The following is a 22568-nucleotide window of genomic DNA, read 5'->3' on the forward strand; positions in this document are numbered from 1 at the left end:
GTGTGATGGATCACAGGCCCTGGGGGGTCCTGACCTAAGGAAGTGCCGTAGTTGTTCCATTCCCGCACCCGGCGGCGCGTGATGTCCCGCGCCCGAGTACGACGCGTCGCGCTGATCACTGCGACCGTCGCCGTGCTCTTCACCGCACCCGCCCTCCCCGCATACGCCGATACTCCGGCGCCACCGGACGACCCGCTGGCAGCAGCCCAGGAGCAGGCCGTCACGGGCGGTCAGGCAGTGCCGGTCGACGCGCTGACCACTGCGACCTACAGCGTCACCGCCAACCCCGACGGCTCCTTCACCTCGTCCACCGACGTGATGCCGGTACGCGTGCAGAAGAACGGCGGCTGGACGCCCGTCGACGCCACCCTGACCGCGAACCTGGACGGCAGCTACTCACCTGCGGCGACCCCCAACGGCATCACACTGTCGGGGGGTGGCAGCGGTCCGCTCGTGACGCTCCACCACGCGGACGGGGCGAGCATGTCCCTGTCCGTGCCCTTCGCCCTCCCGTCACCCACCGTCGCCGGTGCCGACGCGACGTACCCCTCTGTGCTGCCGGGCGTGGACCTGTCGGTGTCGGTGACGGATCAGGGCGGGTTCAGCGACGTGCTGATCGTCCATGACGCCCAGGCGGCGACCAACCCGTTGATCCGGCAGCTCACCCTGGCCGCGTCCACCGATGGGCTCACCCTGTCCGCCACGCCGTCCGGCGGGATGGAGGCCACTGCCGACAACGGCGACCTGGATTACACCACCCCCCAGCCGTTGATGTGGGACTCCGGCTCCGGTAGCGCGGCAACGGCCTCGGCCGCCGGTCGGCCTTCCGCGAGGGCGGATGCCGGCACCCCTTCCGGTGCGTCCGCGCTGGGTCCCGGCCCCGGGTCGGAGGTGGTGCCGGTACCGATGGCCACGAGCGGCGACGGCCTCACCCTGAGCCCGGACCAGGCGGTGCTGACCGACCCGGACACCACCTATCCGCTCTACATCGACCCCGCCACCAATCCGGTATCGGACAGGACCGGCCACTACGACGAGGTCTACTCCAACTCCGCCTGCTCGGACGTCTCGACGTACGACCAGCCGCAGACCAACGGCGAAGGCGTCGGCTACCAGGGCTATGGCGGAGCATGCGGAAACGGCGTCGAGCGCTCGTACTACGCCATCAACACAGGCAACCTCACGTCGTCCATGGTGGTCTCCAAGGCCAGCATCGCCATCTCGACGACCTACGCCGCCAGCCACGACTGCTCCCACAACCAACCGATCACCCTGCACACCACGGACTCCATCAGCAAGACCACCGACTGGCAGAACAAGCCCAGCACCCTCGACTCCGACTACCCCGCGGTCGCAACCCACGTCGCCAGCGGCGCCAACACCGAAAGCAGTTGCAGCAACCACACCGCCGACTTCGACGTCACGTCCCAGGCGCAGACCATCGCCGACCGGGGCCACGACGTCTGGACCATCGGCCTGTTCGGCGACGAGTCGAGTTCTGACCCCGACAACTACCTGCGGATGTCGACCACGTTCGTCCTCACGGTGACCTTCGACATCCCCCCGTCCGTGCCGACGAGCCTGCACACCGTGCCGGCCGCCACCAACCCCGCCTGTACCACCAGCGGTGACGGATGGCTCGGCGCCGTCACCACCACCGGGGGCTCCAGCAACGTCAAGTTGGCCGCGACGGTCACTTCGAACGTGTCGGGCGAGACCGTCGCCGCCCACTTCCACGTATGGGACCGGACCGTCCTCGACTCCAGTGGCGCCGCGCTCGACAAGTCCACCCCGGCCACCGGCCTGCTCGCGTCAGGAACCAGCGCCACCGTCCCTGTCGGCTTCGTCCTCAAAGACGGCCACGAGTACGGCTGGGATGTGTACGCCGAGGACAAGGTCGGCCTGTCCTCGGCGATCAGCGACCACTGCTGGTTCAAGACTGACTTCACGCCGCCGCAGACGCCCACCATCACGGACAATCCAGCGTTCCCCAGGGTAGGCGACGGAGCGCCGACGGACCCTACCGTTTACGCCACCCCCACGGGCACCACCACATTCACGGTCACCGGAACCGACAGTCCCGCCACGGACAGCAGTTGCACCCCTGACGCCTGCCTGAGCAGCGGAGTCGACCACTTCGTGTGGGGCTTGGACAGCGAACCCACAGCGTCGAGCAACAACATCGGCTCCGTCACGAGCACGAGCGGAGGAGTCGCCACCGGTTCGGTCAAGGTACCGGTGAGCCACTGGGGTGTGCACACCCTCTACGTCGACGCCGTGGACGCCGCAGGCAACCTGTCACAGGCTCCGTCCAGCTACACCTTCGTCGTGCCCTGGAACCCGAACTCGCCCTACCGGCCGGGCGACATCACCGGAGACGGCCGCCCAGATCTGCTCGTCACCACCAAGACCGGCGACCTGGAAGTCCTCCCCGGCGGTATGGATCCCGCGTCCAGCCCCGCGCCCGTCCGAACCGGACCGGTCGCCGGCTCGAATCCGATCCGCCTCGGACGACCCGCCATCGTCTCCACCGCGGCACAAGCGCCCGGCGGAAGCGACTGGACCCACTACCTCCTGGCCCACGGAGGCAACCTCACGGGAGGCGAGGGCGACGACCTCTACGCCTACCAGAAGGACAGCCACCAGCTCTACCTGGTCAAGAACGACCTCGACCCGGTCGGCGACCCCACCACTCCCCCCTGGTCGGCGTATCCCGGGTACATCGACAAGGGTTCCGACCGGGACATCGACGTGGCGAAGCCCAGTTGCGCGGGCTCGAGTATCGAGCCGGACGACGCAAAGTGCCGCGCAACCGACTACCCCACGGACAGCGCGGACTGGTCGATCAGCCAGTTCGTGGTGGCCGGGAACGTGTACCACGACGCAGAGAACCATCCGACCCTGATCACCGTCGAGAACAACGAGCTGTGGAGCTACCAGACCACCCCCGGGGGCCTCACCGACCCACGGCTGATCGGGGACGGAGACTGGTCCGGTCTGACCCTCCTCGCCCCGGGCACCGTCAACGGAACCTCCGCCCTCTGGGCACGTGACAACGCGACCGGCGCTCTCTACAGCTACTCCCTGGCGGTCGACTCGGCAGATGCCGTGCCGCTACTGCACGCGGCCACACGCACCACCCTGCCCCTGACTCTTCCCCCGGCCACCTACCCATTCGTGACCACCCCCGGGGATGTCAACAGCAGCGCGGACGACGGCTCCCCCGACGGCTGCACAGACCTCTACGCGGTCACCACCAAGGGCGAACTGACCGAGTACCAGGGCACCAAGTCCGGCAGCACCTGCGGCGCGGGATTCACCGCCGCGCTGCCAGTGGGTACCGTTACCGACACCGCCACCCACTGGTGGAGCCTCGACGACGGCACCGGAACCACCGCCGCCGACCGGACCGCGGGCCTCGACGCCACGCTGAACGGCGCCGCCTCCTGGACCACCGACACCACCCGTGGCGAAAGCCTCAACCTCACCGGCACCACCGGCTACGCCGAAACCAGCGGCCCCGCCCTGGACACGTCCAAGAGCTACACCGTCTCCGCCTGGGTCAAACTCGACTCCACCGCCGCCAACTCCACCTTCGTCTCCCAATCCGACAGCAGCGGCAACACCAACGCCTTCCAGATCTACTACTCCTCCGGAGCCAACGCCTGGGCCTTCAACCGCCACAACTCCGACAACACCGTCTCAACGGACTTCACCGGTGTGTACAGCTCCACCGCGCCCACCGTCGGCAAGTGGACGCGCCTGGTCGCCGTCTACGACTCGAGTGCCCACACGATGACCCTCTACGTCAACGGCGCCCTGGCCGCCACCACCTCATGGACAGGCACCGACTGGAACGCCGCCGGGCCACTCGAGATCGGCCGCCGCCAGTACGCCGGCGGCTACGGCGAATACGCCGACGGCGAGGTCAGTGACGTCCGCGTCTACGACACCGCACTCCCCTTCGCCGACGCCGTCGACCTGGCCGACAGCCCGAAGATCACCCAACTCGACTGAGCCCGGTACCAGGTCGACCACGCCCGCCCCTTCCCGCGTTCACGGGATCGGGCGGGCGTTCAATCCCGGACCTCGAAGTCTCACCGAACGGGGTACCGATTCCGGGTGACCGACCGACACTGGGCAGCCTGACAGCGCCTCAGAGATGCCGTGGCGCAATTCCGCGAGCACTTCGCGGATGCACAGAAGGACGCTGACCGCATCGAGGCAGGCACGTAGTCAGACCTGCGGGCTCGGCCGACGCGGCACTTCCGGCGTGCAGTCGTCCCTGCGATCTCGTCCGCGAACCCGCCGCGGACCCCTCACACGGAGCAGGATCTTGCCTGCGAGTCGGGGCCGGGAGCCCTGGGCGGTCGTGCCGCCGTGGGTCTGCAAGTCCCGCGGCTCAGCGCAGTGCTGCCGATCCTCAGGGAAAGGGCTCACGTGCTTGTGGTCGTTCGGCCGGGGTGGAGGGATGCGCGGGTGCCTGCGTCGCGGCACACGGTGAGGAAGTGCTGGAGCGCGGGAGGGAGAGGGCCGGGGCGCACCGCGAGGGAGGTGGTCGGGGTAGGGGCGGTGAGGGGGCGGAAGACGATGCGGCGGACCGGGGTGAGGCCGGCGACGGCGGCGTAGAGGACGGTCCATGACGGGGCACTCGAGGCGACCTCGGCCAGGGTGTCCTGGATGGTGGTGAAGGGGACCGCCCGCAGGCGGCCGATGCCGGCGGCCGTCAGCAGATCGTGGAGGGGGCGGTTCTGTTCGGCGGGTGCCAGCCGAACCGGGAGGTCGGCGAGCTGGGCCGGGTGCAGTTCCGGCAGGGCGGCCAGGGGGTGCGCGGCGGGCAGTGCGGCGACCAGCGGGTCGCTCCACAGCGGGAGCACGTCGAGGCCGGGGGCTTCGCTGAGGACGCGGACGAAGGCGGCGTCGAGTTCGCCGGAGCGCACGGCCGCGAGGCGATCGGGCAGCGGGCGTGCGGTGAGGCGCACCGGCGGGTCCGTAGCCTCCAGGATGCGGTCGAGACGGTCGCCGAGGCCCTGGCTGGTACCGATGCGCAGGCCCACCGCTTCTGCGCCGGTGGCGAGGTCCCCGGCGAGCCGCCGTACGCGGTCGGCAGCGTCGAGAGCCGCACGCGCCTCGGGGAGCAGGCGTTCGCCGGCGGCGGTGAGGCGTACCTGGCGGGTGGTGCGGTGGAACAGGCGGACGCCCAGTTCGCGCTCCAGCCGGCTGATCTGCTGGCTGACCCCCGGCTGCATGATGTGCAGGCGCTCAGCCGCGCGGCCGAAGTTCAGCTCCTCCGCGACGGTGAGGAAATACCGCAGCTGTCGTAGTTCCATGGCGTGTCGCGCCTCGTCATCCCGTATTCATCACCTGCAGTGATCGGTGCCCGGTAGAACCTCCCCTTGGTCGTCGGGTGTTCCCGGGGTGGACTGTGTCCCATGAAGACCGTTCTCAGCACTCCGCAAGGCACCGTGCTGCGCGATGTCGACGAGCCGGGACCGCGGTCCGCGGACCAGGCGCTGGTTGCCGTGCGCGCCTTCTCGGTCAACCGGGGCGAGCTCGCGCTGCTCGCCGCGCGGACCGCCGACTGGCGGCCCGGCCAGGACATCGCCGGCGTCGTCACCGAGGCCGCAGCCGACGGATCCGGACCCGCCCCCGGCACACGGGTCGTCGCCCAGGTCGAGCAGGGTGGCTGGGCCGAATTCGTTCCCGTACCCACCGACCGCCTCACCGTCCTGCCCGACGAGGTCGGTGTGGAGCAGGCCGCGGCCCTCCCGCTGGCCGGGCTCACCGCCCTGCGCACCCTGCGGCTGCTGCCCGGCGGGTTGCTCGGCCGCCGCGTCCTGATCACCGGCGCGAGCGGCGGCGTCGGCCGCTTCCAGACCGAACCGGCCGCCCTCGGCGGCGCCGACGTGACGGCCGTCGCCGACGCCCGGCACGGCAAGGCCCTGCTCGCCCTCGGCGCCACCACGGTGGTGCCGTCCGCGTGGGACGCCGCCCCCGGCCAGGACCTGGTCACCGAGTCGGTCGGCGGCGACTCACTCGCGGCAGCGCTCAAGAAGATCGCCCCGGGCGGCACGATCGCCGTCATCGGCACCAGCAGCGGCGAGAAGACCCCCATCGATGTCTACGACTTCATCGGCCACGAGGGCGCCCGCCTGGTCAGCTACCTCTCCTACGCCCACCCCGGGCCCCCCGCGCCGGACCTCGCCCTGCTGGTCGGCCTCGTTGCCACCGGCCGCCTCCACCCCACCCTCGCCCGCACCTGCGACTGGACGCACCTCCCCGAGGTCCTGACCGCCCTCAGGGACCGCCGCCTGTCCGGCAAGGCCGTCCTGACCATCAGCTGAGCCGGCTCCGGAGCACCGGGCAGGCAAGGCCGGTTGCGCGCCCGGTGGGATCGCGCCCGAGCGGCCGGTACCGGTCCAGCCGGTCCGCCTGTTGTTCGTCACCATCCGGTCCGGCGCGGACGCCCGGCGCGCGGGGCCGGGCGTATAGTTCCCGTCGTGGTGTCCCGGGAAGGCGATGACGAGCGTCAGGGCATCCAGTCCGTCGAGATCGCCATGACGGTGGTGGAGGCCCTGGAGAAGGGTCCCGGGCCGATGAGTCTCAAGCAGGTGGCCGAGGCCAGCGGCATGGCGTCGAGCAAGGCACACCGCTACCTCGTGAGCCTGTCCCGGGCGGGGCTCGTCGCCCAGTCGCCGCGCTCCGGGCGCTACGAACTCGGTCCGGCGGCGCGCCGGCTCGGGATCGAGGCGCTGCGCCGGATGGACGATGTCGAGGTGGTGTCCGACCACCTGCCCGGCCTGCGCGACCGCACCGGGCATTCGGTGAACCTGACGGTGTGGGGGGACCACGGGCCGGTGGTGGTGCGCTGGCACTACGGCGCGCACGCGCTGCCGATCACCATCCGGATCGGGGCCGTCATGCCGCTGGCCACGTCGTCGGCGGGACGAGTCTTCCTGACCCACCTGCCGACGGCGATCACCGAGCCCGTGCTGAGGGCCGATGTCGCCTCGGGGACCTCGCCGGATCTGAGTGCGGACCAGATCGAGCGCATCAAGGACGAGGTGCGTGCGACGGGCGTGGCCGTGACGGCCAACGCCATGATCCCCGGGATCACCTCCGTCGCGTCCGCGGTCTTCACCGAGCTGATGCCGCTGCCGCTCGTCGTCGCGGTGGCGCTGCCCACGCGCGAGAGCGGTTCCGGGCTCCTCCAGGACGTGGTGAGCGAGCTGCTGGACACCACGGCCGCCGCCTGCGCCGAACTGGGCGGACGTCCGAGCGCCGCCTAGTTCTTCCGCCGGCGGCCCGCCCCGACCCCGGCGTCGTCGTACGGAGCACCCGGGGCCGCACCTCGCGCCCCGCGCTCCCCCCGGACCGCCGGTGACGCACCCCCTCCCAACCAGCCCGCCCAACCGGGCATGTGGGCACGGCAGATGTGGAGCACCCGGGGCGGCGCCTTGGGCCGTGCGCTCCCCCGGGACCGCCGGTGACGCACCCCCTCCCCACCAGCCCGCCCAACCGGGCATGTGGCCACGGCAGAAGTCTGGACAGTTGCATTCACGTTACGTAAACTCGCTTCGCATTGGTGAATGCGCGGGACCACAGAGATGGCAGGTGCTCAGGTGCGACACTTCATCGACGGCCGACTGGTCGGCTCGGACAGGACCGTGGAGTCGATCAGCCCCGCCACGGGCCAGGTCCTGGGCAGCTTCGCCGACGGCGGCGCCCCGGAGGCCGACGCGGCGCTCGCCGCCGCGAGCCGGGCGTTCGCCACGACCTCATGGGCCCACGACCGTGAACTGCGGGCCCGCGTGCTCCTCGACATCGCGCAGGAGCTGGAGAACCGCCGGGACGAGGTCGTCCTCGCGCTGGCGCGGGAGAACGGCAAGGTGCTCCCCGAAGCCGGCTTCGAGGTCGATCTCGCGATCCCGAAACTGCGCTACTACGCGGGCCTCGCCCTGTCCGACCTCGGGTCCGCCGCCGAGGTGAAACCCGGCCTCTACTCCTTCTCCCTCCGCCAGCCGGCAGGCGTCGCCTCGGTGATCGTCCCCTGGAACTCGCCCGTCGTGCTGGCCGTCCGCTCCTTCGCCCCGGCGCTGGCCGCCGGCTGCACGGTCGCCATGAAGATGCCGGGGCAGACCGGACTGGTCAACGGGCTCCTGGCGGAGATCCTCGCCTCGTGCGCGAGTCTGCCAGCGGGGGTGCTCAACTCCTTCACCGAAACGGGGAACGACGGCGCGCCCCTGCTCGTGACCGACCCGCGCGTCGGCGTCGTCAGCTACACCGGCAGCGCCGCCGTCGGCAAGGTGATCATGCGCCAGGCGGCGGGGAACCTCGTTCCGGTGTCGCTCGAACTCGGCGGGAAGTCCCCGATGGTCGTCTTCGACGACGCCGACGTCGACGCCGTGATCCCCGTGCTCGTCAAGGGTGTCACGACGTTCGCCGGCCAGTTCTGCATGGCCGGCAGCCGCATCCTGGTCCAGCGCGGGATCGCCGACCGGGTGCGGGACCGACTGGCCGAGTCCCTGCTGGCGGTGCGCATCGGGCCCGGCGACGACCCCGGCAGCGACATGGGCCCGCTGATCGACCGGGCGAGCGCCGAGCGGGTCGACCGGATGGTCGAGGCCGCCCTGGACGACGCCAAGCCGGTGGTGCGCGGAGGCATTCCCCGGGAGAAGGCGTACGCCGACGGTGCCTACTTCCGTCCCGCGCTGCTGGAGGTGGACCGCCTCGATGCCGACATCGTCCAGCAGGAGGTCTTCGGGCCGGTGGCCACGTTCGAGGTCTTCGGCGACGAGGACGACGCGGTGCGGCGGGCGAACGCCACCGACTACGGCCTCGCGGCGAGCGTCTGGAGCCGGGACGTCGACCGGCCGCTGCGGGTGGCCCGCAGGATCGACGCCGGGACGGTGTGGACGAACACGTGGGGACTGGTCAACGACCAGTTCGAGGAGGGCGGTTTCAAGCACAGCGGAGTGGGACGGCTCAACGGCCTGCGCGCGCTCGAGGAGTTCCAGCAGATCAAACACCTCGTCCACGCCGTCGCACCGCAGCACTGACCCCGCCCCCGGCGCCCCGAGCACTGGCAGGGGCACTCCACGAGGCAGTCGGCCGAAGCACCCCCCGAAGGACACCCGGAAGGCTCCACCGCACCTCCCACGGAAGGGAACACCCATGTCCGGCCTGACAGTTCGCCCCACGCAAGCGACGGCGCCGCCCGTCGGAGAACTCCGCCCGGACCTGGAATGGTTCCGGTGGGCAGGACGCCACCCCGTCGGCGCCCTGCTGGTGACGGCCTTCGTCGCGACCCAAGTGGCGACCACCCTGGGCTACTTCATGCCGGCGATCGGCCTGCCGCAGCTGGCCTGGCCCCTCCACAACGGCTTCGTCGCCGCGCCCGGGACGCCGGAGGGCACCGCGGCGTCCTACTTCGCCGGACAGTTCATGCACTACCTCAACGGCATCGCGTTCGTCCTGATCTTCGGCCTGCTCGTGCACCCCCGGCTGCCCTTCCGCGACACCGACCTCGGGAACCTCCTCAAGGCGACCGTGTACGTCGTCGTCCTCACCCTGATCTCCACCGGGCTGCTCGTCCCGAAGATCTACGCACCGCACGCGGGATACGGGCTGTTCTCCTTCGGCCACGGATGGAAGTTCCCGTTCGCGGTCCTCCTGTGGCACCTCCTCTTCGGCGTCCACATCGCGGCGCTCCACAACCCCGGCCGCGTCGCCCGGCTCCGGCTGGAGGACCAGCGGCGCTCCGCCGACGCCACCACACCCACGACAGGACAGTGATGCAGGGAAAGATCGCCCTCGAGGAACACTTCGCCCTCGAGGAGACGCTGGAGGACTCCCGCCGGTACGCCCCGCCGAGCCACTGGCCCGAACTGCGGTCGCGGCTCCTGGACATCCAGGACCGCCGGCTGCGGCTGATGGACGCCCACGGGGTCGAAATGATGCTGCTGTCCCTCAACTCACCTGCGGTCCAAGGGGTCCCGCACGCCACCAAGGCCGCCGAACTCGCCCGCCGGGCCAACGACTTCCTCGCCGAGCAGGTCGCGAAGCGTCCCGACCGGTTCCGGGGATTCGCCGCGCTGCCGATGCAGGACGCCGAACTCGCCGCCGCGGAGCTGCGCCGGGCGGTGACCGAGCTCGGTTTCGTCGGGGCCCTGGTCAACGGCTTCTCCGAACTGGACGACGCGGGCGCCACCACGTACTACGACACCGCCGACCACGAGGCGTTCTGGAGCGAGGTCGAGCGGCTCGACGTCCCGTTCTACCTCCACCCGCGCAACCCGCTGCCCCAGGACGCGAGGATCTACGCCGGCCACGAGTGGCTGCTCGGCCCGTCGTGGGGTTTCGGGCAGGAGACCGCCGTCCACGCGCTGCGCCTCATCGGCTCGGGACTGTTCGACCGCCATCCCCGTCTGCGGATCGTCCTCGGACACCTCGGCGAAGGACTTCCCTACAGCCTGTGGCGGATCGACAACCGCAACGCCTGGATCGGCGCACGGCACCCCTACGCCGCGCGGCGCCGGGTCGCCGACTACTTCCTGGAGAACTTCCACCTGACGACGTCGGGCAACTTCCGGACGCAGACGCTCGTGGACGCTTTGCTCGAAGTCGGGGCCGACCGCATCCTGTTCTCCACGGACTGGCCGTTCGAGAACGTGGACCACGCCGCGGACTGGTTCGACTCGGCCGCCATCAGCGAGCACGACCGCAGGAAGATCGGCCGGGACAACGCCCGTTCCCTCTTCCGGCTGGGCGACGACCGCGCCGCGGCCGTCTGACCGGCCCCTGCTCCGACTTCCGGCACAGGTTTCCGGGAGAGGCTTCCGGAAGAGGCTCCCGCGAGGGGCCGCGCACATCAGGAAAGGCTGGGTGAGTCCGCGATGGACGCATCGTCGCTGTTCACCGAGGAGACGTCCGCCGACATCGTCGCCGCGAGCCTGGGCGAGGACACCGACCCCCGTCTCAAGCGCGTCCTGGGCTCCCTCGTCCGGCATCTGCACGCCTTCGTCAAGGACGTGGAACTGACCAACGAGGAATGGGAGGCGGCGATCGGCTTCCTCACAGAGACCGGGCAGGCGTGCGACGACGTCCGTCAGGAGTTCATCCTGCTCTCGGACGTCCTGGGGGTGTCGATGCTGGTCGAGACGATCAACAACCGCGCCCTCGACCTGACCACCGAGTCGACGGTCCTCGGCCCCTTCCACATGGTCGAGTCGCCACCGCGGCAGCTGGGGGACCTCATCGCCCTGGACGGGAAGGGCGAGCCGTGCCTGATCACCGGGCGGGTCCGGAACGAGAAGGGCACCGCGCTCCCCGGCGCGCGGGTCGACGTCTGGCAGGCCAGCTCGGAGGGCTACTACGACGTGCAGCAGCCGGACGTCCAGCCGCACCGCAATCTGCGCGGCCTGTTCACGACGGACGACGACGGCGGGTTCTGGTTCCGCTCCGTCGTCCCCCGCTACTACCCGGTGCCGACCGACGGGCCCGTGGGCCGGCTGCTGGAGGCGACCCACCGCCACCCGAACCGGCCGGCCCACATCCACCTGCTGGTGACGGCCGAAGGCCACCGCCCGCTCGTCACCCATCTGTTCGTCAAGGACAGCCCGTTCATCGACTCCGATGTCGTCTTCGGCGTCAAGGAGAGCCTCGTGCGGGACTTCGTCTCCGTGGACGACCCCGAACGGGCGCGGCGGCTGGGCCTCGGCAACCCGTTCCGCTCCGCCCACTTCGACGTGGTGCTGCACAGCGAGTCCGGACAGGAGACACCCCGGTGAGCCCGACCGGCCCCTTCACCTACCAGGCGCTGCCGATGCGCGTGACCATGGGCGCCGGTGCCGTGGCGGGCTTGGCGGACGAGCTCGACCGGGCCGGCCTGCGGCGCGTACTGGTCCTGTGCTCGCCGCGCCAGGAACACCTCGGCCACGCGATCGCCCGGCTCGTCGGCGACCGCTGCGCCGGGGTCCACCCGCACGCGAGGACGCACGTCCCCGTCGCGACCGCGAAGGCGGCCCGCGCGCACGCCCGCGACGTCGGAGCCGACGGGTGCGTGGCGATCGGCGGGGGCTCCGCGGTCGGGCTCGGCAAGGCGCTGGCACTGGAGCCGGGGCTTCCCGTCGTGGCGGTGCCGACGACGTACGCCGGGTCGGAGATGACCCCGGTGTGGGGCCTGACCGAGAACGGCCGGAAGCGTACCGGCAGGGATCCCCGGGTGCTGCCCGTCAGCGTGCTCTACGACCCCGAACTCACCGTGGACCTGCCCGCCCACGTCAGCGCGACCAGCGGCATCAACGCCGTCGCCCACGCCGCCGAAGCCCTCTACGCCCCCGACACCTCGCCCGTCGTCGCGCTGATGGCCGAGGAGGGGGTGCGCGCGCTTCACCGCGCCCTGCCGGCCGTCGTGGCGGACGGCTCCGACCTCGACGCACGGGCCGGGGCGCAGTACGGGGCCTGGCTGTGCGGCGCCTGCCTCGGGGCGACCACGATGTCGCTGCACCACAAGCTGTGCCACGCCCTCGGCGGAACCCTCGACCTGCCGCACGCCGACACCCACACGGTGGTGCTGCCGCACGTCCTCGCCCACAACCTGCCCGCCGCCCCCCGCGCGCGGGCGGCGCTGAGCCGCGCCCTGGGCGGCGTCGACGACCCGGCCGCGGCCGTGTGGGAGCTCGGCCGCGCTCTCGGCGCCCCTCGGTCGCTGCGCGCACTCGGCATGAAGAAGGAGTCGGTCGGGGAGATCGTCGGCGCGGTGCTCGCCGCGCCCTACGCCAATCCGCGGGAGGTCACCGCCGACGGCCTCACCGGCCTGCTCCGCCGCGCCTGGGCCGGCGAGGAGCCGGTCGCGGCCGGCGCGGTCCACCGCCCCGGGCGCGGCTGATGGCCTGGACCCGGGAACAGATGTCGGCGCGCGCCGCCCGCACCGGACCTGACAGCAGGGAACGGGTGACTCCTCCGGCACCGTTGAGTGGGCAGACGATCAAGATCCCTGTCCGACTACCGGCACGACGATGTGAGGCGCTGAGCATGACACTCCAACCCTGGCCGCTGGGCGGCGACATGAAGGTCGCACGGATCGGCTACGGCACCATGAAGCTCACGGGCTGGCCGAGGGGTGAGCGCCCGGACCGGGAGACGGCACTCGCCCTGCTGCGCCGGGCCGTGGAGCTCGGGGTCAACCACCTCGACACCGCGCACTACTACTCCCGCGACGGTGTCGCGGCCAACGAGCTGATCCGCGAGGCACTGCACCCCTACCCGGACGATCTCGTCATCGTGACCAAGGTGGGGGCACTGGTCGAGGGTTCCGACATCGCCTTGCCCGCGGCGCGCAAGACCGGCCTCACCCGGGACAACCTGCGCCGTGGCGTTGAGGCGAACCTGCGCTCCCTCGGTGTGGACCGCCTGGACGTGGTCAACCTGCGGATGGGCGACGTCGACGGGGCGGGGCCGTCACTGGCCGAGCCGCTGGAGGCCCTGCTCGCCCTGCGCGACGAAGGCCTCATCCGGCACCTGGGCGTCTCCAACGTGACACTCGCCGAGTTCGAGGAGGCCCGCCGCATCGCGCCGCTCGCCTGCGTGCAGAACCTCTACAACCTCTCGCGGCGCGAGGACGACCCCCTGGTCGATGCCTGCGCGCGGGCCGGGATCGCCTACGTCCCGTTCTTCCCGGTGGGCGGCTTCGAGCCGGTCACGGCCCGCAACCTGGAAGCGGTCGCCGCCCGCCACGGCGCGACCACCCCGCAGGTCGCCCTGGCCTGGCTGCTGGCCCGCTCGCCCAACATCCTGCTCATCCCCGGCACCGGCTCCCCCGCCCACTTGGAGGAGAACCTCGCCGCCGGCACGCTGACACTCACCGCACAGGACATGGCCGACCTGGGGTAGGCCCGGGACAGGTTCCCGGACAGACCGCGGGCACCGCGGGAGAGCCCCGTCGCGGTCCCGGCCGACACGCCCGGCCGGGACCGCGGGGGTCACGGGTGCGAGCCGTCCGTGCCGAAGGTAACCGCCGCTGACGGCGCCGAGGGTCCGCGGTGTCGGGCACGAGCTCAAGCGGACGGTGTGACCGACGACCGCACGCCGAACCACTGCTCGGCCCCCCACGCCTCGAAGCGTTCCCGTTCGGTGAACCCGAGCTTCGACGCGAGGCGCATCGAGGGGGCGTTGGCGGTCTGGGTGTAGAGCACCACCGGCTCGCCGGGTTGCGCGCCGGTGAACCAGTCGAGTGCGGCGGTGCACGCCTCGGTGGCGTATCCGCGTCCCCAGGCCCCCGGCAGGAACAAGTAGCCGAGTTCGGTCCTCCCGGCGTCCCGGCGGTGCCTGCTGCCCGGCAGTTCGGGGTTGTGGGGTTTGAGCTGGACCGTGCCGATCGTCGCGCCGTCGAGCTCGACCGCGAACCAGCCCGGACTCCGCCCGGGTACGTCGGGCACCGTGCGTTCGAGTTCGTCACGCGGTTGAGGCCCGCCGAGGTAAGTGCCCACCTCCGGCGAGGCGTTCAGCTCGATGACCGCCGCACGGTCCCGGGCCTCGGACTCGCGCAGGACGAGCCGCTCGGTCCTGATCGGGGCAGGTGGCCAGGCAAGGGACCTCGGATCGGTCATACCGGCCAACCTAGCCAGCAGGCTCGACAGCGATCAAGACGCGCGAACCGATCAAGCCACCGCCCCGGGGCCCCGACCCCGGACATCCCGCCCGCAGACCCGTGGGTTCACCGCAGTGCGCGTTCCAGAGCATCCTGATGATCGGAGACCCACTGATACGCCTGCTGAACGTCCCTCACCACCCCTGCGTCGCGCAGCCGGACCATGGCGACGTCTCCCGCGTCGGCTCCGGCTTCGATGCCCCGCCAGCACCGGTCCTGCCACCACAGGACGGTGGACACCAGCCGTTGCGGGTCCGTCAGCTCGTAGCTGTCGGCAATCAGTCCCATGCGCCGGGCCGCCTCGGCGAGGTCAACCACGGCCGGGCCGAGACCGAGGTACTGCCAGCAGACATGAGCGACGTCATGGATCCGGGCGCCCGGCGCCGCCAGGTCCCAGTCGATGAACGCCACCGGCCGAAGCGAGCCGCCGCACAGTCGATAGACCGTGTTCCTGGGCGACAGGTCGTTGTGACACACGACCTCGTGCTCGCCGGCGAGTGGCGTGCCGGCCGTCAGGTCGTGGAACTCCCGGACGAGTCGGGCGACCGCCGCCAGACTCTCGTCCGACGACACGGCAGCAGGCTGTCGCGGCTCCCACGCCACGTGCCCGGCAAGGTGGCTGAGCACTTCGCGCCCCTGCTCGTCCACACCGAGATACCGCGGAGCTCCGCTCCAGCCACCGGCTTCGAGCAACCTCAGCAGATCACCTACGAACCTCGATCGGGCAGAGGCCGGACGACGCACCGTGTCCCCGACACGAACGACGGCATTGACGAAACCTCCGGGCAAGGACGACTCAGGCATCCCTCCACCCTGCCCGATCGTTGCCTGCGATCACCAATGACGTGCCCCTTCCACGGCAACGCCCACTGCGGGCCCATCCGGGACAACTCCGCGCGGGAATGGGCGGGGATGCCCTTGACGATCAAGCGGGCAGCGTACGCCTGACGGCCGGCCGCCTGTCTCGGTGCCGCGATCATCGGGCTGATCAGCGAATGGTTCGACGACCCGACGTTCGCCACGCAAGAGCCGGGCCGATCAGGGGATCGGGAGGCCCTGCCTGCACTCCGGCTCGCGTGCCAGCGTGGTCGTCACGGCTGACGGCCGGTCGGCCGTGTCCTCCAACCGACGGCGTCTTCCGTACGTGTTCCACGGAGCGCTGTCGGCAGCGTCGGGAGAAGCTATGGCATCTCGTTCACCCAGCACACCACCGCACCGGGACGGCCTGTCCCGCCGCGGGTTCATCGGACGCACCGGCGCGGTCGTGGCCGGCACGGCAGCCGCGTCGGCGCCTTTGGACACCGCCCGGGCGGCACCGCAGAGCGCGCCCGCCCAGCAGGGGGAGAACCTGGTCGCGGTGGCGCTGACCGTCAACGGACGCAGCGTGCGCCTGATGGCCGATCCTCGGTGGACGCTGCTGGACACCCTGCGCGAGCGGCTGTCGCTGACCGGCACGAAGAAGGGGTGCGACCGCGGCCAGTGCGGCGCCTGCACCGTTCACGTCGAGGGACGCCGCGTGCTGTCCTGCCTGACCCTGACCGCGTCGGTGGACGGCGAGCACGTCACCACCGTCGAGGGCCTGTCCGACGGCGAGCACCTCCACCCCATGCAGCGGGCCTTCATCGCACACGACGGCTTCCAGTGCGGTTACTGCACCTCCGGCCAGATCATGTCGGCCGTGGCGCTGGTCGGGGAGGGGCACGCGGACACCGACGACGACATCAAGGAGTACATGTCGGGCAACATCTGCCGGTGCGGCGCCTACCCGTTCATCCGTGACGCGATCAAGGACGCCCGCGAGGAGATGCGCTGATGCACGCCTACGACTTCGCCGCGCCGCGCAGCATCCGCAGCGCCATCGACCGGGCCGGCGGCGAGAGCGCCTACCTCGCGGGCGGCACCACGCTGGTGGATCTGATGAAGCTGGAGGTCATGACGCCCAGCCGGGTGGTGGACATCAACCGGCTCCCGCTCAAGGGCATCCGCGTCGACGGCAACGGCCTGCGTCTGGGCGCCCTGGAACGGATGAGCGACGTCGCGCGGCACCCCGGGGTCCGTTCCCGCTACCCCGTGGTCGCCCAGGCACTGGAGCTCAGCGCGTCCCAGCAGCTGCGCAACATGGCGAGCATGGGAGGCAACCTCCTCCAGCGCACCCGGTGCGGCTACTTCCGCGACACGTCCACGCCGTGCAACAAGCGCCTGCCCGGCAGCGGATGCGCCGCCCTGACCGGCGAGAACCGGACGCACGCGATCCTCGGGACCAGCGACTCGTGCGTCGCCACCCACCCCAGTGACGTCGCCGTCGCCCTCGTGGCCCTCGACGCGCAGGTCGAGCTGTACGGGCCCCACGGACGGCGAAGCCTGCCGCTCGGTGACTTCTACCGGCTCCCCGGCAACACCCCCCACCTGGAGAACCACTTGCTGCCGCGGGAGCTGATCACCGGCATCACCGTCCCGTCCCTGTCGTGGGCAAGGCACTCGGGCTATCTGAAGGTCCGCGACCGTCAGTCCTACGAATTCGCCCTGACGTCCGCGGCGGTGGCCCTCGACGTGTCCGGTGGCGTCGTACGCGAAGCCCGTGTCGCGGTCGGCGGAGTCGGTACGCGCCCCTGGCGCCTGCCCGCCGTCGAGCAGGCTCTCGTGGGCCGACGGACCACCGAGGCGGCGTACGAGCAGGCCGTCGCCCACGCCGCCGACGGGGCACGGCCACTGGCCCACAACGCCTTCAAGCCCGAACTCCTGCGCCGCACCCTCGTGCGGGCCCTGACCACGGTGGGAGAGCTGTGATGACATCCGTCGGAACAGATGTCGACAGGGTCGACGGCCCCGAGAAGACCACCGGCCGCGCCCGGTATTCCGCCGACCGCGTGCTGCCGGACATGGCGTACGCCCATGTCGTGCTCAGCACGATCGGCAAGGGCCGCATCCGCGCCATGAACACCGACGCCGCAGCCGGCGCCCCCGGGGTGCTGCGCGTCTACACGCCCTTCCAGCCGCTCAAGCTCTACCCGCCGCCGCCCGGATACGGGGAGACCTACGCCGTGCTGCAGGACCGCGACATCCGCTTCCGGGGCCAGGTGATCGGGCTCGTCGTCGCCCGCACCTTCGAGCAGGCACGCGAGGCGGCCGCGCTCGTGACCACCGAGTACGACGCCCAGCAGCCCAGCACCTCGCTGGCCGCCGGGTCACCGGGTGTCACGGCGCCCGATCAGGGGCAGGGCGCCCCGCCGGCGAAGTTCGCGGTCCTCGCGCCGGGCGTCACCTCGATCGACCAGGCCCTGGCCGCAAGCGAGGTCACCGTTCAGGGCACCTACACCCAGGGCTCCCAGCACCATGTCGCGATGGAACCGCACGCGACGGTGGCGGTATGGCAGGACGGTCATCTGACCGCGTACTGCGGCGCTCAGATGCCGCAGGTGCACGCCGTGTCCCTCGCGGCGCAGCTGGGCGTCGAGGCGGACCGGGTGCGGGTCCTGTCGCCCTATGTCGGCGGCGCCTTCGGCAGCCGTGTCGCCACCTGGCCCGACATCGCGCTGGCTTCCGCGGCGGCACTCGACCTGGACCGGCCCGTGAAGCTGGTGCTCGCCCGCGAGCAGGTCTTCACCATGGTCGGGCACCGCCCGGCGGTCTCCCAGACCGTCCGGCTCGGGGCGTCCGCCGACGGTGTGCTCAACGCCGTCAGCCACAAGTCCGACGTGGCGATGCCGATGCCGACGGTGGGCAGCTGGGTGATGGTTCCGGCGCAGGACACCTCCGGGGCGCTCTACAAGACCCCCAATCTGGCCATCGATCAGCGTGTGGTGCCCCTGGACATGCCCCCGACGTGGGCGATGCGCGGCCCCAACGAGGCACCCGGCGGCTTCGCGATCGAAACCGCCATGGACGAGCTGGCCGTATCCCTGCGGATGGATCCGCTGCGGCTGCGGCTGCGCAACTACGCCACCACCGCGGCCGGCACCGGACGGCCGTGGTCCAGCAAGCACCTGCGCGAGTGCTACGAGACCGGCGCCGAGCGCTTCGGCTGGTCGAGCCGGCCGCGGTCCGGGACGGTCGACGGGCAGTGGCTCGTCGGCACCGGGATGGCGACGGCCATCTACCCCGCTGCCCGCTTCCCGGCCGCCGTGCGGGTCCGGTTCCGTGACGACGGCACCGCTGTGGTCGCCTCGGCCACCGCGGACATCGGCACGGGCGCCGTCACGCTGCTGTCCATCTGCGGCTCCGACGCCCTGGGCATCCCGCTGAGCCGCGTCGAGCCCCGACTGGGCGACTCCGCCCTGCCGCCGGGCGCTCCCGCCGTGGGTTCGGCGGGCGCGGGAAGCACGGCGCCGGTCATCCGGTCCGCCGCCCAGGCCGCGATCACCGCCCTGATCGACCTGGCCGTGACCCATCCGGACTCGCCCTTTTACGGCATGACCGCCGATCAGGTCCGCTACCACGACGGCTACCTCGACGCAGGAGCGGGACGGTCCATGGGCTTCGCGCGACTGCTCAAGCTGACGGGAACGGCCGGAGTGGAAGCGACCGCCAATGGAGGCCCCGGCCCCGAGGCCGGGCAGTACGCCTTCCACAGCTTCGGCGCCCACTTCTGCGAGGTGCGGGGCAACCGCTTCACCGGCGAACCACGGGTGAGCCGGTTCACCACCGTGGTCGACATCGGTACGGTCGTCAACGCCCAGGCCACCCGCAGCCAGATCGTCGGCAGCGTCATCTTCGGCATCGGCCACGCGCTCCTGGAAGTCGACCCGTTGGAGGACAGCGGACGGCTGGCCGCAGGCAACCTGGGCGACTACCTGGTACCGGTCAACGCGGACATCCCCGACATCGACGTGCACTGGCTCGACATCCCCGACACCGTCTACAGCCCTTTCGGGGCTCGCGGCGTCGGCGAACTCGCCACCGTGGGAAGCGCGGCCGCCATCGGCAACGCCATCCACGACGCCACCGGCATCCGCGTCCGCGACCTGCCGATCACCCTCGACAAACTCCTCGGCTGACCCCGGCCGCTCGCCCCAGGAACAGCCGCCGGGGCAACGGCCCGCCGCCGTGCAGCACTTCGGCCACCGCGACACGGACGCCCTCGCCGTCGGCGGTCACGCCGGGACGCTGCCGCCTTCGGCGGCGGGGAAATCCGGTTGTTCGGGACCGTGCGGGATGTCGATGCGCGCCTCCCCCGTGCGAAGCGCGCGCAGGATGGTCCGGCCGACGTACTCGGGAGAATGCGGGACCATGCCTCCCGGTCGGGCCTCCGTGCGGTCCTGGTACATCCCGTCCCCGAACTCGGTGGCGGTGATCGACGGCAGCACCAGTGTGACCTGGATGTTGTCGTCGGCCAGTTCCTTGCGGGCGACCTCGCTGAGCATGTTGACCGCGGACTTGGTGGCCGCGTACGCGCCGACTCCCGGCGCGGCCCTGCGGGTGCTGCCCGAGCTGACGTTGACGATGTGACCGCCCCCGCCTGCCCGCAGGTGGGGCAGCACTGCCTGGATGCCGTTGACGACCCCGACGACGTTCAGGTTCAACAGGTCCAGGTAGGCCGCGGGGTCGACCTCCTCGATCCGGTGGTGGTAGCTCGCACCGGCATTGTTGACCAGGGCGTCGAGGCGACCGTGCCGTTCGATCGTGGCGTCGGCCAGGGCCTTCGCCTGAACCGGGTCGGTGACGTCTGTCGGCACCGCGAGTGCGCCGCCCAGTTCCTTGCTCAACGCGCGGAGCCGGTCGGCGCGGCGCGCGGCCAGCACGGGGTGGGCACCGGCCTCGTACAGCAGGCGCGCGGTTGCTGCTCCGATACCCGATGACGCGCCGGTCACGATGATCACGCGGCCGGTCAGCAGGTCGGTCCGGCTGGTCTCAGTCATGACATGACCGCCGTGGGCTCACGAACGCGTCGGCGACGGCGGCCGGCACATACTCGATGTCCGGCACTTCGTCAGGCACGTTCGACCGCCGGCTTCAGGATCTCGGTGCACCACTGGCGGAACGTGGTGGGGGTGCTGGACTGCGGTGTGCGGGTGACGCCGTTGTCGAGGCCCTCGTTCTTGGCCAGGGCCATGTCGAGCAGGGCCTGGGCCATCGCCTCGGAGGAGAAGCGCATCATGTTCGCCTTGTACGCCTCGCCCGGGACCTGCTGGTAGCGCACCGGCTTGCCGAGCACCTCGGAGATGATCGCGGCCATCTCGGCGTACGTCAGGTCCTCCGGGCCCAGCACCGGCACCTCTTCGAACCCGGTCCAGGCGGGGTTCCGCAGCTGCCGGGCCGCGACCGCGGCGATGTCCCGCGTGGCCACCGCAGGCGCCTTGCGGTCCGGAACGGACGGTCCGAGGAAGGTGCCGTTTTCCTTGATCTGCTGGACCTGCCGCAGGGTGTTGTCCATGAACGACGGCATGGTCAGGGCCCGGTACGGTACCCCGGTCGCGGCGATCCGGTCGTCCATGGCCAGCGTCGCGGTGACGTGGCCGGCATGCGCCGCCTGGGGCGTGCCGCGCCCGAGCGCCGAGATGCCGACGACGCGGCCCACCTTCTGCTCGGTGAACGCCTCGATCGCCGGGGCCGCGAACCCCGAGTACGCCTGGTGCACGGAGGGCGCCTGCGGATCGGCGGGTACGAGCCAGAACACCGCGTCGGCGCCGGCGAAGGCTTCGGCGACGACGGCCGGGTCGCTGTGCGAGCCCTGGACGATCCCGACCTTCTCCGCGACGCCCGGTTCCAGCCGCGCCGGGTCCCGGGCGACGACACGCACCTCGGCGCCGTCGGCAAGCAGGTTGTCGACCACCTGACGGCCGATGCCGCTGGTGGGCGCGGTAACCACGATCATGGGTGTCTCTCCTGGTCAAACGGTTGGGTGAGGGTGCGCGCAGGGGGTGCGCGGACACCTTCAGTGAAGCCGTGCCGGGCCCGGGAAGGCCAATACCGAGTGCCTTCCGATTGATATCCTGAAGATATGGATGGGCTGGAGACGCGACAGCTGCGGTACTTCGTCGCCGTGGCCGAGGAGCTGCACTTCGGGCGGGCGGCTCAGCGGCTGGGCATGGCACAGCCACCGCTGTCCAAAGCCATCCGGGACCTGGAGCGTCAGCTGGGCGTGCAGCTGCTGACCCGCACCACACGGCAGGTGGGCATCACCCCCGCGGGGGAGGTGTTCCTGAGGGACGCCCGGACCGCGCTGGCCGCCGTGGCCGCTGCCGCTCGCCGCGCTCGGCAGGCCGGGCAATCGCGTCCGATGCTGCGGGTCGCGCTCAAGGCCGACTTCGACGGCGGGCTGCTGGCGCCGATCCTGGACGCCTACGCGGGGCTGTCCGCCGGGTCATCCGCCGAGGTGATGCCGGTCGAGCTGGTACTGGGCGGGCCCGGCGACCAGATCGAAGCGCTGCACGACGGGCGCGCGGACGTCGCGCTGGCGCTGACCCCCTTCGACGAGCACGGGGTGGACAGCGAGCCGTTGCTGACCGAGCCGCGCGTGGTGGCGTTGCCGGCCGTCGATCCGCTGGCCGCGCGCACGGACCTGTGCCTGGCCGACCTGGCCGGCCGCCGGTTGCCCAACGGCTCCGCGGCGGACAGCGGTGACGTGGCGCCGCCGCCGCTGGGCAGTGCCGCGGTCAAGGACCTGTCCCAGCTGTTCAACCTGGTCGAGGTGGGCAGCATGGTCTGGTTCCTTCCAGCCTGGGTGGCCCGCCAGTTCCCACGGCCGAACATCGCCTACCGGCCGCTGCCGGAAATCCCACCGGTCACCCTGGCGGTGGCCTGGCCGGCCGAGCTGCGCTCCGCGCCGGTCGCGGCCTTCGTCCGCACCGCCCAAGAGGTGGCCGACGCAGCGGTGACCGCCACGCCCCAGCCGCGTCACCGGGGTCCTGCCGACGCAGATGCCGCCGGCCCACGGCAGCGGGCAGACCACTGACCCGGCCGCCCCCGACCTCCACCACCC

Annotated in this window: 18 protein-coding genes; 13 read left to right on the forward strand and 5 right to left on the reverse strand. The window is 71.4% G+C overall.

Translation table 11 applies throughout. The features are described 5' to 3' along the window. Nucleotides 1–51: 51 nt before the first annotated feature. Nucleotides 52–4017 carry a LamG domain-containing protein gene (locus BLR33_RS36695; protein WP_093783429.1) on the forward strand — a complete coding sequence of 1322 codons (3966 nt, stop codon included), beginning with the start codon at nt 52–54 and terminating at the stop codon, nt 4015–4017. A 419-nt stretch (nt 4018–4436) separates the two neighbouring features. Here the strand turns inward: BLR33_RS36695 and BLR33_RS07140 are convergent, their stop codons facing one another. Continuing rightward, entirely contained in the window at nt 4437–5330 is an 894-nt protein-coding gene (locus BLR33_RS07140; protein ID WP_093783430.1) for a LysR family transcriptional regulator, read from the reverse strand. Nucleotides 5331–5432: 102 nt separating this feature from the next. Between BLR33_RS07140 and BLR33_RS07145 the strand changes: the two genes are divergently transcribed. The 8 genes from BLR33_RS07145 to BLR33_RS07180 all read left to right on the forward strand — a co-directional run bounded on the left by BLR33_RS07145 (nt 5433) and on the right by BLR33_RS07180 (nt 13893). Beyond that, entirely contained in the window at nt 5433–6344 is a 912-nt protein-coding gene (locus BLR33_RS07145; protein ID WP_093783431.1) for a zinc-binding dehydrogenase, read from the forward strand. 156 nt (nt 6345–6500) lie between these two features. Beyond that, nucleotides 6501–7289 carry an IclR family transcriptional regulator gene (locus BLR33_RS07150; protein ID WP_245771230.1) on the forward strand — a complete coding sequence of 263 codons (789 nt, stop codon included), beginning with the start codon at nt 6501–6503 and terminating at the stop codon, nt 7287–7289. A 333-nt stretch (nt 7290–7622) separates the two neighbouring features. After that, on the forward strand, nt 7623–9059 hold the full coding sequence (locus tag BLR33_RS07155) for an aldehyde dehydrogenase family protein (protein ID WP_245771231.1): 1437 nt from the start codon (nt 7623–7625) through the stop codon (nt 9057–9059). 115 nt (nt 9060–9174) lie between these two features. Further along, nucleotides 9175–9795 (forward strand): hypothetical protein, encoded by a 621-nt coding sequence (locus BLR33_RS07160; RefSeq protein ID WP_093783433.1) that lies wholly within the window; start codon nt 9175–9177, stop codon nt 9793–9795. Beyond that, nucleotides 9795–10793, forward strand: coding sequence for an amidohydrolase family protein (locus BLR33_RS07165; protein WP_093783434.1), 999 nt, complete (start codon nt 9795–9797; stop codon nt 10791–10793). The genes BLR33_RS07160 and BLR33_RS07165 overlap by 1 nt, the downstream gene beginning before the upstream one ends. A 102-nt stretch (nt 10794–10895) precedes the next feature. After that, nucleotides 10896–11789 (forward strand): intradiol ring-cleavage dioxygenase, encoded by an 894-nt coding sequence (locus tag BLR33_RS07170; RefSeq protein ID WP_093783435.1) that lies wholly within the window; start codon nt 10896–10898, stop codon nt 11787–11789. Then, nucleotides 11786–12889 carry a maleylacetate reductase gene (locus tag BLR33_RS07175; protein WP_093783436.1) on the forward strand — a complete coding sequence of 368 codons (1104 nt, stop codon included), beginning with the start codon at nt 11786–11788 and terminating at the stop codon, nt 12887–12889. The genes BLR33_RS07170 and BLR33_RS07175 overlap by 4 nt, the downstream gene beginning before the upstream one ends. A gap of 146 nt (nt 12890–13035) precedes the next feature. Then, nucleotides 13036–13893 carry an oxidoreductase gene (locus BLR33_RS07180; RefSeq protein WP_176930171.1) on the forward strand — a complete coding sequence of 286 codons (858 nt, stop codon included), beginning with the start codon at nt 13036–13038 and terminating at the stop codon, nt 13891–13893. Nucleotides 13894–14057: 164 nt separating this feature from the next. Here BLR33_RS07180 and BLR33_RS07185 read toward each other — a convergent pair whose 3' ends face one another. After that, nucleotides 14058–14609, reverse strand: a complete 552-nt coding sequence (locus tag BLR33_RS07185) for a GNAT family N-acetyltransferase (RefSeq protein WP_093783437.1) — start codon at nt 14607–14609, stop codon at nt 14058–14060. A 107-nt stretch (nt 14610–14716) separates the two neighbouring features. After that, a complete protein-coding gene (locus BLR33_RS07190) occupies nt 14717–15298 on the reverse strand; it encodes a phosphotransferase (protein ID WP_322987142.1) in 582 nt (193 codons plus the stop codon). Between the two features lie 535 nt (nt 15299–15833). On the opposite strand from BLR33_RS07190, the gene BLR33_RS07195 reads away from it, so the two are divergent. Genes BLR33_RS07195 through BLR33_RS07205 form a run of 3 tightly spaced genes read left to right on the forward strand, consistent with a single transcriptional unit; the run spans nt 15834 to nt 19644 of the window. Further along, nucleotides 15834–16463, forward strand: a complete 630-nt coding sequence (locus BLR33_RS07195) for a (2Fe-2S)-binding protein (protein WP_093783439.1) — start codon at nt 15834–15836, stop codon at nt 16461–16463. Next, nucleotides 16463–17437: an FAD binding domain-containing protein gene (locus BLR33_RS07200; RefSeq protein WP_093783440.1), complete on the forward strand. Its 975-nt coding sequence runs from the start codon at nt 16463–16465 to the stop codon at nt 17435–17437. The genes BLR33_RS07195 and BLR33_RS07200 overlap by 1 nt, the downstream gene beginning before the upstream one ends. Then, nucleotides 17437–19644: a xanthine dehydrogenase family protein molybdopterin-binding subunit gene (locus tag BLR33_RS07205; protein ID WP_093783441.1), complete on the forward strand. Its 2208-nt coding sequence runs from the start codon at nt 17437–17439 to the stop codon at nt 19642–19644. The genes BLR33_RS07200 and BLR33_RS07205 overlap by 1 nt, the downstream gene beginning before the upstream one ends. Before the next feature lie 96 nt (nt 19645–19740). Here the strand turns inward: BLR33_RS07205 and BLR33_RS07210 are convergent, their stop codons facing one another. Next, a complete protein-coding gene (locus tag BLR33_RS07210) occupies nt 19741–20505 on the reverse strand; it encodes an SDR family NAD(P)-dependent oxidoreductase (protein WP_093783442.1) in 765 nt (254 codons plus the stop codon). A 71-nt stretch (nt 20506–20576) separates the two neighbouring features. Beyond that, nucleotides 20577–21461, reverse strand: a complete 885-nt coding sequence (locus tag BLR33_RS07215) for an NmrA family NAD(P)-binding protein (protein WP_093783443.1) — start codon at nt 21459–21461, stop codon at nt 20577–20579. A gap of 126 nt (nt 21462–21587) precedes the next feature. Here BLR33_RS07215 and BLR33_RS07220 point away from each other — a divergent pair, with 126 nt between their 5' ends. Continuing rightward, nucleotides 21588–22541: a LysR family transcriptional regulator gene (locus BLR33_RS07220; protein ID WP_093783444.1), complete on the forward strand. Its 954-nt coding sequence runs from the start codon at nt 21588–21590 to the stop codon at nt 22539–22541. The last annotated feature ends 27 nt before the right edge of the window (nt 22542–22568 follow it).

It is taken from the genome of Actinacidiphila guanduensis (genome assembly GCF_900103985.1).
GTDB lineage: Bacteria > Actinomycetota > Actinomycetes > Streptomycetales > Streptomycetaceae > Actinacidiphila > Actinacidiphila guanduensis.

Excerpts from the sequence above, each read along its gene's own strand:
- BLR33_RS07205 (WP_093783441.1), top strand. The coding sequence starts at position 17,437 with ATGACATCCGTCGGAACAGATGTCGACAGGGTCGACGGCCCCGAGAAG.
- BLR33_RS07200 (WP_093783440.1), top strand. The coding sequence starts at position 16,463 with ATGCACGCCTACGACTTCGCCGCGCCGCGCAGCATCCGCAGCGCCATC.
- BLR33_RS07220 (WP_093783444.1), top strand. The coding sequence starts at position 21,588 with ATGGATGGGCTGGAGACGCGACAGCTGCGGTACTTCGTCGCCGTGGCC.
- BLR33_RS07140 (WP_093783430.1), bottom strand. The coding sequence starts at position 5,330 with ATGGAACTACGACAGCTGCGGTATTTCCTCACCGTCGCGGAGGAGCTG.
- BLR33_RS07215 (WP_093783443.1), bottom strand. The coding sequence starts at position 21,461 with ATGATCGTGGTTACCGCGCCCACCAGCGGCATCGGCCGTCAGGTGGTC.
- BLR33_RS07195 (WP_093783439.1), top strand. The coding sequence starts at position 15,834 with ATGGCATCTCGTTCACCCAGCACACCACCGCACCGGGACGGCCTGTCC.
- BLR33_RS07165 (WP_093783434.1), top strand. The coding sequence starts at position 9,795 with ATGCAGGGAAAGATCGCCCTCGAGGAACACTTCGCCCTCGAGGAGACG.
- BLR33_RS07180 (WP_176930171.1), top strand. The coding sequence starts at position 13,036 with ATGACACTCCAACCCTGGCCGCTGGGCGGCGACATGAAGGTCGCACGG.
- BLR33_RS07210 (WP_093783442.1), bottom strand. The coding sequence starts at position 20,505 with ATGACTGAGACCAGCCGGACCGACCTGCTGACCGGCCGCGTGATCATC.
- BLR33_RS07185 (WP_093783437.1), bottom strand. The coding sequence starts at position 14,609 with ATGACCGATCCGAGGTCCCTTGCCTGGCCACCTGCCCCGATCAGGACC.
- BLR33_RS07160 (WP_093783433.1), top strand. The coding sequence starts at position 9,175 with ATGTCCGGCCTGACAGTTCGCCCCACGCAAGCGACGGCGCCGCCCGTC.
- BLR33_RS07170 (WP_093783435.1), top strand. The coding sequence starts at position 10,896 with ATGGACGCATCGTCGCTGTTCACCGAGGAGACGTCCGCCGACATCGTC.
- BLR33_RS07145 (WP_093783431.1), top strand. The coding sequence starts at position 5,433 with ATGAAGACCGTTCTCAGCACTCCGCAAGGCACCGTGCTGCGCGATGTC.